Annotated in this window: 9 protein-coding genes; 8 read left to right on the plus strand and 1 reads right to left on the minus strand. The window is 55.1% G+C overall.

The annotated features are described in order from the left end of the window. Positions 1 to 3 precede the first annotated feature (3 nt). On the plus strand, positions 4 to 537 hold the full coding sequence (locus MKX64_RS18390) for a chromate transporter (protein WP_095397732.1): 534 nt from the start codon (positions 4 to 6) through the stop codon (positions 535 to 537). A 69-nt stretch (positions 538 to 606) separates the two neighbouring features. Here MKX64_RS18390 and MKX64_RS18395 read toward each other — a convergent pair whose 3' ends face one another. Beyond that, the gene (locus MKX64_RS18395; protein ID WP_341036933.1) at positions 607 to 2,145 is read right to left on the minus strand and encodes a sulfatase family protein; all 1,539 of its coding nucleotides are present in this window, start codon (positions 2,143 to 2,145) and stop codon (positions 607 to 609) included. 122 nt (positions 2,146 to 2,267) lie between these two features. On the opposite strand from MKX64_RS18395, the gene MKX64_RS18400 reads away from it, so the two are divergent. From MKX64_RS18400 to MKX64_RS18430, 7 genes are all read left to right on the plus strand, one after another. Further along, the gene (locus MKX64_RS18400) at positions 2,268 to 3,128 is read left to right on the plus strand and encodes an AraC family transcriptional regulator (RefSeq protein ID WP_341036935.1); all 861 of its coding nucleotides are present in this window, start codon (positions 2,268 to 2,270) and stop codon (positions 3,126 to 3,128) included. A 57-nt stretch (positions 3,129 to 3,185) separates the two neighbouring features. After that, on the plus strand, positions 3,186 to 4,979 hold the full coding sequence (locus MKX64_RS18405; protein ID WP_341036936.1) for a sensor histidine kinase: 1,794 nt from the start codon (positions 3,186 to 3,188) through the stop codon (positions 4,977 to 4,979). A gap of 1 nt (position 4,980) precedes the next feature. Next, positions 4,981 to 6,579 (plus strand): helix-turn-helix domain-containing protein, encoded by a 1,599-nt coding sequence (locus MKX64_RS18410; protein WP_341036939.1) that lies wholly within the window; start codon positions 4,981 to 4,983, stop codon positions 6,577 to 6,579. 135 nt (positions 6,580 to 6,714) lie between these two features. Beyond that, on the plus strand, positions 6,715 to 8,286 hold the full coding sequence (locus MKX64_RS18415) for an extracellular solute-binding protein (RefSeq protein ID WP_341036941.1): 1,572 nt from the start codon (positions 6,715 to 6,717) through the stop codon (positions 8,284 to 8,286). Between the two features lie 32 nt (positions 8,287 to 8,318). Next, the gene (locus tag MKX64_RS18420) at positions 8,319 to 9,278 is read left to right on the plus strand and encodes an ABC transporter permease (protein WP_095264130.1); all 960 of its coding nucleotides are present in this window, start codon (positions 8,319 to 8,321) and stop codon (positions 9,276 to 9,278) included. A 15-nt stretch (positions 9,279 to 9,293) separates the two neighbouring features. Then, positions 9,294 to 10,199 (plus strand): carbohydrate ABC transporter permease, encoded by a 906-nt coding sequence (locus MKX64_RS18425; protein ID WP_341036943.1) that lies wholly within the window; start codon positions 9,294 to 9,296, stop codon positions 10,197 to 10,199. 19 nt (positions 10,200 to 10,218) lie between these two features. Then, positions 10,219 to 12,237: an alpha-L-arabinofuranosidase C-terminal domain-containing protein gene (locus MKX64_RS18430; protein WP_341036944.1), complete on the plus strand. Its 2,019-nt coding sequence runs from the start codon at positions 10,219 to 10,221 to the stop codon at positions 12,235 to 12,237. Positions 12,238 to 12,387: the final 150 nt, after the last annotated feature.

The following is a 12,387-nucleotide window of genomic DNA, read 5'->3' on the forward strand; positions in this document are numbered from 1 at the left end:
TCCATGCTGTGGCAGCTGTTTTGGGTTTTTGTCAAAATCGGAAGCATCTCCTTTGGCGGCGGTTACGCCGTGTTAACGCTCATTCAGCGGGAGGTGGAGGCAAGAGGCTGGGCAAGCCCGTCGGAATTCCAGGAGATCGTGGCGCTCGCCGGCATGGCTCCGGGCTCCATTGCAACGAATGCCGCCACGCTGATCGGGTATGCGGAAGCGGGAATAGCGGGCGCTGTTCTTGCGACAATCGGCATCATATTGCCATCCTTAGTCATCGTTGTTGCTGTGACAGCTTTCTTTTTCAGACTGAACGGCAATGAATGGTTTAAGTCGTCATTTTACGGCTTGCGTCCGATCGTCACGGGGCTCATCATTTACGCTGCGATTCACTTTGGACTGGGCGGGCGCAGCGAGCCCTGGATCAGCTGGTCCACTGCGGGGACGCTGCTGATTACAGCAGGCTGTCTCGCTTTGGTGATCAAATACAAGCTGCATCCATTTGCCGTCATTGTGCTGTCGGCGGCTGCCGGCATTGTCCTGTTCTAGTGCCGGAATAGAACTACAGAGAAGAAGAGGCGAAAGGCCCCTGAGGGCTCCCGCCTTTTTAAAGTTCTGCTAAGCATGGTGAATCCTCGGCATCGGCATTGGCTCCTTGCCGAGCTCGGCCCAGGCATACTTAAGCAACAGCTCCGCCTTCAGCCCTTCGTAGCCCGGTTCGTCCCACAGATTATGCAGCTCGCCCGGGTCCTCCTGAAGATCGAAAATTTCCCCGTACGTCTGATTGTAATAGACCGTGATTTTATATCTTGCATCGACATACGTCTTCTGGTGAATGGTCGTCGGTTCATGACGGAATTCACAGATGGCATGATCCCGCGCCCGTTCCTTGACACCGAGCCACACCTTCTTCTGGTCGACACCCGACATCGAGCCCGGAATCGGCAGCCCGCAGAACGACAGGAAGGTTGGCGCGAGATCTACCAGCGACTGAATAGCATCCGAGCGTCTTCCTGCCGGCACATGGCCGGGGTACCTGACGATAAACGGAAGTTTGATCAAATCCTCGTAATGAAAACCGCCCTTGGCCTGCAGGCCATGCTGCCCGAAGAAATGACCATGATCCGTCGTAAACACAACTAGTGTGTTATCCGCCAAACCGAGCTCATCAAGCTTATCGAGTATGCGCCCGATATATTTGTCCATCAGGCTGATCATGCCGTAGTAGACGGCAACCAGCTTCTTCTTGTCGTATTCCGTCAGCCTCTTCTTCGCTCCGTATTCGTAGTCAAGGTGGGAGCGGTAGCCGTGGATGCCGAAGCCCGTCTCCATCAGGTGGGAGAAGTCCGGCTCTTCCTCCTGTGTCAGTTGAAAATGCGGGGGATTTCGGTCATGCTCGCCCGGTACGAGCGAAGGGATCGTCAGCTTGTCCGGATCATACATCGTATCCCATGGCTCAGGGGCCAAATATTCCGGGTGCGGGTCAAAGAAGCTGGCCCACAGGAAAAACGGCGTTTCTGACTTCTTATGCTCCTCCAGACGGGCGTTCGTGCGCTCCGCAATCCAGGTGTTGTAATGATATTTCTCCGGTATCGGCCATTTGTAGGTCTGATCGGGGTCCATCGTGCCGGTCGGCGGCAGAAAATAGTCCCGCCAATTCGTGCAGCCCTGCTCTTCCAGCCATAAGGCGTAGTGCTGCCCGACATGAGCCTCATTCGTATGGTTTCGCGCCAGTTCCACATGATCGAAGCCGTAAAATGGCCCGTGAAATCCTTTCCAATAGTCCAGATCCTGCAGCAGCGGATAGGCTTCCTTCGATTCGTATTCCGGCGTCCCGGCTAGCGGCTGGAAATGCGCCTTGCCGATTAATGAAGTCTCATAACCCGCTTCCTTGAAATCCTCTCCTACCGTATGGCGGTCCTCCAGCAATTTCGTGCCGAGCGTCCATGCCCCGTGCTGACTAGGATACATGCCTGTGATGATGGAGGAACGGCTCGGGGTGCAGGTCGGGTTGGGGCAATAGGCCCGTCCGAACGTCGTGCCTTCCCGCACCAGCCGATCCAGATTCGGCGTGGAAATTTCGGGTTGAAATGCACCGATGGTGTTCCAATGCTGCTGATCGCTGGTAATTAGTAAAATGTTAGGTTTACTAGACAAAATTCATCCCCTCCTATTATGATGTTATTTAATAAACCGTATTTTTTAAATGGCGTTCTGTTACATCTTGTTTGTCATTTTGTTATCTTTTTATCAAATAGTGCGAAGGAAGGGTGGGCGGAATGTGGCAGGAATATGAGCAGGAGTATGCCGAGTTTATCTATTACACGCCCGGATATCTGGATAAAGAAGCGCAGCTGTGGCCAGTCCGGGCCGGGCGCAGTGTGGCGAAGCCGAACTATAAAGTCGGGCCGAAGCGAATCGAGTGCTACAGCATCCATGTTGTGCTTGAGGGGAAGCTGTGCCTGGAATATGAGGGGAACAAGACCGTACTGCAGCGTGGTGATCTGTTCTGCTTGTTCCCAGGCCGTACCTATGATTACTATGTTCTGCCTTCAGATCCGTTGCTGCAAATGAGCTGGCTCGCGATCGATGGCAGCCGGGTGAAGCCGCTGCTGGAGCTGGCTGGCGTGAAGCCGGACAGACCTTATGGCGAGAAGCTTGTCACCCCCCGCGTCCGGAGCGCGATGGATCGGATCGTTGGGGCGCTGTCGCGTGTGGAGCGCTGGAACCCGTCCGTATCGCTCGAGCTGCAAGGGCTCCTGTGCGAGCTTCTTGCGGGGATCATTCCGGATACGGCGCCTGTACATGCCGATGAGCCTTCCAGCTGGATTCGCGAGTGCATGGCCTTTATGGATTTGCATGCGACCGAAGGCATTTCCGTGCAGCAAGTCGCTTCGTTTGCGGGTGTGCATCGCTCATATTTTTCCAATGTGTTTACGAGTCAGGTTGGCGTGCCGCCCCAGAAATATTTGCAATCCATTCGCATGGAGAAGGCCAAACGGCTGCTTATCGAAACGGATGCAAGCGTGACGGAGATCGCGCTGTCTTTGGGGTATCCGAATCTGTACACATTTACCCGGGCGTTCAAAATTTATTATCAAGTTCCGCCGCTGGTCATGCGAGCTGCCGGAAATAAGTGAAGCGGCAGCTTTGCCAATATTGTAAGCGGTATCATCCATGCGCGGGAGGTGGGGCATATGATGGCTACGCTGCGAAAGTGGATTTCGCCGCGACTGAGCATTCAAGGAAAGATCTTTATCGCCTTCGGGCTGCTGACGCTTCTGTCGATCGTGTCGGTAACGAGCCTGGTCTATATGAACATGAGGGAGACGATCAAGCAGAATGCGATCACCTCGGTGTCGGACAGCATCCGGCAGGCTGATGAATCCCTGAATGTGATGCTGCGGGAGATCGATCGTTTGAATACCGTAGCAGTCACCAATGAAAACACGGTGATTGACACCATTCTAAGCCCGAACGAGGAGATCAGTTACGAATGGTTTCAGGAGCAGAAGCGGATTACGGAGTTTTTGTCAGGACTGATCGACTACAAGCCTTACATTTCAAGGATTGCCGTTATCGGGCTGAACGGTAAAGTATTCTTCTCGGGCAGCCCGTGGATCGACCGCACGTTTCTGGATACCCAGGCGATGGATTACATGCTGCGCAACGGAGAGCGCCACGCCTATTTCAAGCGTTCGGGCACGAAGGATGCCATCTCTGTCGGGCGGGTTATTCGCTATAATCGCGAAACGATTGGCGTCGTCATGGTGGACCTGAATTACGAGTTCATTCGAAATACTTACGGCGTGAAGCCGACCGCTGACAGCACGCTGTATGTGCTAGACGAGCAGATGGAACTGGTCTATCAGTCGGAATCGGCCCCTTCCGAGCTGTCCCCGTCCATGACAGAGCTGATCTACTCGCAGCCAGAGGCGATGGGGCAGGAAGAAGCGACGGAGCAGAGCATCAACGGCAAATCTTATATCGTGGTCACTCGCCATTCCGACTATACAGGCTGGACCACGCGGGCGCTGGTGCCGCTTGATTCACTGCTGAGCGAATCCGTCAGAGTTCGCAATCTGATGATTGAAGTGTCGGCGATCGTGATGCTTGTGGTGCTGATCGGAGCGCTGCAAATGTCCTCGCGCACGACACTCAACATTCGCCGTCTGAAGACGATGATGATGCGGGTGAAGGACGGGAATCTGGACTTTCCGAGAACCGAAATTGATACGAAGGATGAAATCGGCGAGCTGTACAGCGTCTTCACCGGCATGGTGGATGAGCTGAAGCGGCTGATGGAGGGGATACGCATTAGCGAACAGGAGAAGCGGGAGGCGGAGCTGACCGCGCTTCAAGCGCAGATTCGCCCGCATTTTCTCTACAACTCCCTGAACACGATCAAATATCTGGCCAAGCTGAACGGGGTGCCCAATATCGAAGAGGTATCCGGCTCGCTTGTTGAGCTGATGCGCGGAGTGCTTGGCAACGCGAATGAATATCTGACGGTGCGGGAGGAGCTTGATTACGTATCCTGCTATGTCGCGGTTGTCAAATACCGGTTTATGGAGCCGGTGCCGGTGCATATCCAGGTGGAGGATGATACGCTGCTTGAATGCATGATGCCGAAGCTGACGCTGCAGCCGATCGTCGAGAACGCGCTTATGCACGGGCTCGGTACATCGAACTCCGGCGGATTTGTGCTCATTCGTGTATACGGCGAGAACGGGGATTTGAACATCGACATTATGGACAACGGGAAGGGGATGACCCGGGAGCAGATGGACGGTCTGCTGGCCGGTCAGGGAGACGTTCCTCCCTCCCGGTTCAGCAGCATGGGGGTTCGCAACGTGCATGAGCGGATTGTACGCATGTATGGCGAGATGTACGGAATTAAACTGTACAGCGAGCAAGGGCTGTACACGAAGGTTGAAATCCGCATTCCCCGGATGAGTTCATCGGGTCCTGAGACGAAGGAGGTAGGATAGGATGTATCGAGTGTTGTTGGTAGATGATGAACCGCTGGTGCATCAGCATGTATGGTCCTTGGGCGACTGGCAGAGCAATGGATTCGAGCTGTCGGGCGAAGCATATAACGGCGAGATGGCGCTGCAGCTGATTGAGCGGACCCGGCCGCATATTGCCATCATCGATGTCAATATGCAGGGGATGAACGGGGTTGAGCTGCAGCGGGCGATCCGGTTGCAGTATCCGCATGTCCGGACCATCATGCTTAGCAGTTATGACGATTATGATTATGTGCGCGAATGTTTAAAGAACGGAGCGGTCGATTATTTGCTCAAGCATCGGCTGGATGAACAGATGCTGATGACCGTCCTGCACAAAGCGGCGCTGGAGGTACAGCCTTCTTCCGGCCCAGGCACCCGGGGCGTCTCTCAGGCGCCGGAGGGAAGCAGCTATCTGCTGCGTCTGCGGGAGTCGCTGTCGGACTTGATGCAGGGAAAAGAGGGGGCCATTCAGGCACTGGAGCATTATACGCGTGAGATCGGAGTGTTTACGGATACGGTCAGTTATGTGACAGCGGCGGTCCAAATCGTCTCGTTCCGGCTGCTGACAGAATCCCGCAGCGACGTCCAGACGAACCGCCTGGTTCAGCAGGTGGTAGACCTGATGCAGCAAAGCCTCGGGGACCCGCCGGATCGGATGGCGGCCTATGTTGAGAACGGCCGCCTTGCAGCGATCTTTGCGTTCCGGGATCGCAGCGAACAGGCGGCGGCAAGCGAAGCTGCCCGGTTGATGAGCAAGCTCCGGCATTCGCTGGAGCTGTTCCTCAACCTGAAATGCACGTATGCCATCGGGCATGTGTGCGGTCATCTCCGCAATATCGAGGCGAGCTACAGATCGGCCGAGCGCCTGCTGGATGCCGGCTCGCCTTCAGAGAAGCCCTGGCGCGGCAGTGAGCGAATCTCGCTGACGATTGAGGAGCACAAACGGCTGCTGCTTGCCATTGAGAATCTGGACAAGGAAAGGGCGCAGCAGCTGCTTGCCTCGATCTTCTCGTCCATTCGCGGACAACCGGTCCATTCCCAGCCAGTGCAAATGATGGTCAGCGAACTGCTGTCGATCGGTGAGAAGGCGCTGGAAAAAGGGCTGCTGCACGATGAAGACATGTCAGCAGGCAGCATGCCTGTGCGTGAAGCATTAGGGAGGATTGACAGCATGGACGAACTGGAGCAATGGCTGCAAAGCTACTATGAAGCGCTGCTTCAGACGCTCGGGCGTCAGCGCGCCGGCGGTCCCTATTCAAGCCATGTATCGCAGGCGATCCTGCTCATTTTGGAGCAATATCCAAGCTACATCACACTGGAGCTGGCGGCGAAAGCGATCGGTCTAAGCCCCTCGTATTTGAGCCGGATTTTTAAAGAGGAAACGAGGTCCACCTTCTCCGAATACGTCAATCGGGTGCGGATTGAGGCGAGCCGCAAGCTGCTGGAGAGCGGGCAATATTCCGTGAAACAGATCAGCAGTCAGGTCGGCTTCGGCACGTACAACTATTTCTTCAAGGTGTTCAAGGAAATGACCGGCATGACGCCGCACGCGTATGTGAACCGGCTCGGGAGAAAATGACCGTCAAATCAAATATGTGGAGTAAATAGTCATATTTTTATAATTTGCTGCCGAAATGGCTGCACTATAATGATTACACCAACACAGAAAACGCTTACAAATCATTCGCACTCATAGAAAAAAGGAGGTCACTACATGGTACGAAAACAGTGGGGGAAATCGGCGGTCAGCCTGATGCTCATAGCCGGGCTGGTGCTGGGAGGCTGCAGTTCAGGGTCAGGCAGCAAGGAGGCTGCACCGGAAGGGTCAGCGGCCACTGAGGTGAAGAAAGAAGGATTCCCGATTGTCGAGGCGCCGGTTCAGCTCAAAATGTTTACCCGGATCGCGCCGGTGAACGGGACGTTCAAGGAAATGCCGGTATTTCAGGATTACGAGCAGATGAGCAATGTGAAGGTGGAATTTATCGAGGCGCCGACAGACGGCTTCCAGGAGAAGAAAAACCTGCTGTTCGCCTCCAACGAGCTTCCTGACGCGCTGTACCGCTCTTCGCTGTCACCGCTGGAAGCGGTTCGCTACGGAGCTGGCGGCCAGCTTATTCCGCTGGAGGGTCTGATTGAGGAATATGCGCCGAACCTTACGCAATTGATGGAGGAGTACCCGGAGATCCGCGCGGCAATTACGACGCCGGAAGGGCATATATACGCGATCCCGGGGATCGTGACACTCGGCTCGGCACGGACGGACAAGAAGTGGATTAACACGGCATGGCTGGAGAAGCTGAATCTGGATATGCCTGAGACGACCGATGAGCTGTACGATGTGCTGGTTGCTTTCCGCGATCAAGACCCTAATGGCAATGGACAAAAGGATGAAATTCCGATGACCGCCCGCCTCGGGCTGCATATCGTCACGATGATGAGCGGGTCGTTCGGCCTGGATCAGCAGCTTGGCTATAACATCAACATCGAGGATGACAAGGTGGAAATCTGGATGGGCAGCGAGCGCAACAAAGAGATGCTGATGTATCTCAACAAGCTGTATACCGAGAAGCTGCTGGATCCGGAAGTGTTCTCGCATACAGAAGCGCAATATCTGGCGAAACAAGGCTCGGGCCAGACCGGGGTGTTCTTCGATCAGACGAACAACAATTTCCTGCCGATTGCCGATCAGTATGAAGGCATGTCGCCGCCGGCCGGCCCTCACGGAGACCGGATGCAGGCTCAGGCGTCGCCAGTGCCGCGCGACTTTGGCGCTTTTGCCATCACCTCGGTGAACAACTACCCGGAAGTGACGATGCGCTGGATCGACTATTTCTATAGCGACGAAGGCTCGACGCTGCTGCGGTTTGGCCGCGAAGGCGAGCACTATGAGCTGAAGGATGGCATTCCGTACTACAAGGAAGCGTACTCCACTTCGGAGACACAGCCGAAGATCACCCCATACGCCGGTGGTGGCGCGCCGCATCTGATCAGCGAGCAGGTTGCTTCGTACATCAACCCGCCGCAGGTGCAGGAAGCCCAGAAGAAGCTGGATCCGTTCATGCCGGAGGTCCGCTACGCGGCACCGATGTTTGATGAGCAGACCGCGCAGCAGGTCAACATTCTCCGCAATGACATCGACAAGTACTATGAGGAGCAAAGCACGAAGTTTATCGCCGGCGCCCTCAGCTTTGACAAATGGGGAGAGTTCCAGGAGACGTTGAAGAAGATGAAGATCGATGAGCTTCAGCAGCTGTATCAGGACGCCTACGACAAGATGGAGAAATAAGCGAGTTCATCGTTGGTAAGGAGTGGATGCTCATGAACATCAAGGAGGCCCCTGCGGGGGCCGATCTGTCTACCAGCCGTCCCAAGCGCGGCAGCCGTCTGCTCGTGCAGATGGCCAAACGATATGATCTGTATCTGATGCTGCTGGTGCCGATGGTTTGGTATTTGATTTTTCACTATGGCCCGCTGTACGGGCTGCAGATTGCATTTAAGAACTTCAACCCGGCCAAAGGGATTACCGGCAGCGAGTGGGTGGGCTTCGAACATTTTACGCGCTTTTTCGATTCTTACTATTTTTGGCGGCTGCTTCGCAATACGCTGACGATCAATCTATTCTCCTTGCTGCTGGCATTCCCGATTCCGATTATGCTGGCGCTGCTGGTGAACGAAATTCGCAGCAAAACCTTCAGCAAGTGGCTGCAAAATGTGACGTATATCCCGCATTTTATATCCGTGGTTGTTATCGTAGGGATCCTGACTGTCATGCTGTCGGCAAACGGACCGATCAACATGCTGATCCAGGCGCTCGGCGGCGATCCGATCCGGTTCATGGAGTCGGCTGGCTGGTTCAAGACGATTTTTATCGGCTCGAATATATGGCAGAACATGGGTTGGCAATCGATCATCTACATCGCTGCTCTTAGCGGCATCAATCCGCAGCTGTATGAAGCGGCCAAAATGGATGGAGCTTCCCGTCTGCGGCGCATCTGGCATGTTTCCTTGCCTGGCATCGTGCCGGTCATTGTCATTCTGCTCATCCTGGACGTAGGGCAGTTCATGAATATCGGGTTTGAGAAAATTTTGCTGATGCAAAACAACCTCAACCTTGAATCCAGCGATGTGATCTCCACATTTGTGTACACAACCGGGATATTAAAAGGGGAATACAGCTATACGGCGGCCATCGGGCTGTTCAACTCTGTCATTAACCTGACGCTGCTGCTGATGGTGAACCGCTTCGCGCGCAAAACGTCGGAGACGAGTCTATGGTAAAGGGGGAGGAGCTCCATGTCTCAGCGAAATGCGGTTAAGAAACCGAAAGTCGCCATGTCTGACGAACGGTGGTTTGATATCGTTGTCTATGGCATCGCCGCAGTCATTATGGTGATTGTGCTGTATCCGCTGCTGTTTGTGGTCAGCGCCTCGTTTAGTGATCCGGCCAAGGTGCTCGGCGGAGAAGTGTGGCTGCTGCCCAAAGACGTGACGTTTGATGCTTACACCAACATCTTGCACAACGACAAAATCTGGCGGGGGTATGCCAATTCGATTCTGTACACCACCGTCGGAACGGTGATCAACATCTTGATGACGCTGCTGGCGGCGTACCCGCTCTCGCGTCCGGATCTCCCTTTGCGCAAAGGGATGATGCTGATTATTACGCTGACCATGTTCTTCAGCGGCGGCCTGATTCCGACTTACCTGCTGGTCAAGGACCTCGGGATGGTGGATTCGATGTGGGCGCTCATTATTCCAGGTGCTGTATCGACATACAACCTGATCGTGATGCGCACTTACTTCCAGTCCAGCATTCCGTGGGAGCTGCAGGAGGCAGCTCATATCGACGGCTGCTCCAATTGGCGGCTGCTCATCAGCATCATTCTGCCGCTATCGAAGCCGATTCTGGCGGTAATGGTTCTGTTCTACGCGGTAGGTCACTGGAATTCGTTCTTTAATGCGCTCATTTATATCCGGCGCGAAGAATTGTATCCGCTGCAGCTGGTGCTGAGGGAAATATTGCTGATCAGCCAATCGGACGCCGTCGATGGCAGTGTCGGGCTGGAGGATCGGGTGCTGCTCGCCGAGAGCATCAAGTATGCGGTCATCATCGTCTCAAGCCTGCCGGTGCTCATCATGTATCCGTTTGTGCAGCGGCATTTTGTTAAAGGGGTTATGATTGGTTCCATTAAAGGTTAAACGGCCAGGAGGGATTCGCTTGAACGCAAACGCAACGATAACGATCGACGGTAGACAGCCCAGCAAGCATACGATTCATCCATACTTGTTCGGGCATTTCGTAGAGGATATCCGCGACCATATGGACGCGATGCTGGCCTTCCCGCTCAAGGATATGGATTTCGAAAGCGATGCGGACGGAAGGACAGCGGTGTCCGGAAGTTGGAACGTTTACACGAACGGACGGAATACGAAATATGCGCAGGAGGCGCCGGCTCCGAGGCATTCGGGTCGGGCGGTGCGCGTCCGGATTTCAAGTGATGATGAGGCTTATGCAGGGATCGCCCAGAAGGCAGCGCTCAAGGGGCCGATGGAGTACACGGTCAAGCTGGTTGCACGGGCATCGATCGAGCTGAAGTATGTTATTGTGGAGGCAGCGGACCGGAAAACGGAGGAGCGGCTAGGGCTTGAACGCATCGACCTCGTTAGCCATGACTGGCAGGAGTACGAAGCCACACTGAACGTATCGCGCGCCTGCGCGGATGCGGAAATCCGGGTGTATGTCCCGGCCGATCACCCGAGGTGGCATGATCATGTGTCCACCGGGATGCTGTGGCTGGATCATGTATCCTTGCTGCCCGCAGACAGCATCGGCTATGTCAAGCGTGAAGTGATGGATATGACCAGAGATCTGAATGCCGGAATGATGCGGCTGGCAGGCAACTATATCAGCGCTTACCACTTCGAGCATGGAATCGGCCCGGTGCTGGAACGGCCGGTTATGTACAATGAAGCGTGGGGAGGATGGACGAACAAATATTTCGGTACAGACGAGTTCATCCGCTTCTGCCGCGAGCTCGGGGTAGAGCCGATGATCTGCGTGAACGACGGCTCGGGCACGCCGGAGGAAGCGGCGAGATGGGTGGAATACTGCAACGGGGGGATCGATACCCCGATGGGCGCCAAGCGGGCGGCAAGCGGCCATCCGGAACCTTACCATGTCCGTTATTGGGAAATCGGCAACGAGGTGTGGGGGGACTGGCAGGTTGGCACCTGCTCTGCGGATCGGTTCGCCGAGCGCTGTGCTTCCTTCGCCAAGGCGATGAAGGAGGCCGATCCGTCAGTGGTTATACTGGCCTGCGGGCATACCGATCAGGACTGGAACCGGGCGGTGCTTGACATTGCAGGGGAGTCCATCGATTACTTGACGCTGCATTTGTACCACGGATTTGGCCGATTCGGCATGGATCGGAGAACGCCGGCCGAAGAGCGGTACAAGGCGATCGTCTCTTACTCCGAATGGACCCGGGAGGATATTCGGCAGACGGTCGAACGCATTCAGGCGAATGAGAAGCATCGCCATGTGAAGCTGGCCATTACCGAGTACAATACGATGTTCTACCCGAACACCGTGCGCAAGGGGCTCCCGGATGAACACACCTTGGGAGCAGCGGTAGCCAACGCGGCCAACCTGAACGAAATGCTGCGGGCCAGCGATACCGTGCATATCGGGAGCTACTCCGACCTGGTGAACGGCTGGCTCGGGGGCTGCATCCGCGTGGGCGATTACTATGCCGATCAATATTGCGGCAAAGTGCCGGGATGGAGCGGCCGTGCCCTTACGATATACGGAACGCCGACCTACGAAGTATTGAAGCTGTACGCGAACCGGGAGATCCGGCGGACGCTTCCGGCCGAGGTCAAGTGCGGGACATTCTCTGTCCGCTCGAACAAGCCGGCCCCTTTCAATCTGGATGCATTGCCGGATCTGGACGTCACGGCGTGCACCAATGAGGACGGCAGCGTCATCACCGTATTTATGGTCAACCGCAGCCTCGAGGAAGTGAAGGTCGAGCTGAAGCTGGAGGGTGCCGAGCCGCTTGGGGATGCGCTGTTGTATGAAATTACGGGAGATTCTTTCGAAGAGATCAACTCCGTATTTGAGCCGGAACGGATTACCTGCCGGAAACGTGTACTCCCGGCAGAGGCATGGCAGCAAGGGTATCCGCTTCGTCCGACCTCGGTCTATGCCCTGGAATTGAAGACCAAGCAAGCCTAAACGCAATAGCAGAGCACGCGATTGTCACTTTGCAAGGATAAGGTGAATCGCGTGCTCTTTTTTGTGCTGAACAGAACATGGTATTGGATCATCGGGTGTCCGTTTGGCTTCGAGGGTGGCTTTTTGGGACTGGTGAAGGTTTATGGTTAG

It is taken from the genome of Paenibacillus sp. FSL M8-0334 (genome assembly GCF_038000405.1).
In the GTDB taxonomy this organism is placed as follows: domain Bacteria; phylum Bacillota; class Bacilli; order Paenibacillales; family Paenibacillaceae; genus Paenibacillus_AQ; species Paenibacillus_AQ campinasensis.

Coding starts and splice junctions, on each gene's coding strand:
- MKX64_RS18425 (WP_341036943.1), top strand. CDS start 9,294: ATGTCTCAGCGAAATGCGGTTAAGAAACCGAAAGTCGCCATGTCTGAC.
- MKX64_RS18390 (WP_095397732.1), top strand. CDS start 4: ATGCTGTGGCAGCTGTTTTGGGTTTTTGTCAAAATCGGAAGCATCTCC.
- MKX64_RS18400 (WP_341036935.1), top strand. CDS start 2,268: ATGTGGCAGGAATATGAGCAGGAGTATGCCGAGTTTATCTATTACACG.
- MKX64_RS18405 (WP_341036936.1), top strand. CDS start 3,186: ATGATGGCTACGCTGCGAAAGTGGATTTCGCCGCGACTGAGCATTCAA.
- MKX64_RS18415 (WP_341036941.1), top strand. CDS start 6,715: ATGGTACGAAAACAGTGGGGGAAATCGGCGGTCAGCCTGATGCTCATA.
- MKX64_RS18410 (WP_341036939.1), top strand. CDS start 4,981: ATGTATCGAGTGTTGTTGGTAGATGATGAACCGCTGGTGCATCAGCAT.
- MKX64_RS18420 (WP_095264130.1), top strand. CDS start 8,319: ATGAACATCAAGGAGGCCCCTGCGGGGGCCGATCTGTCTACCAGCCGT.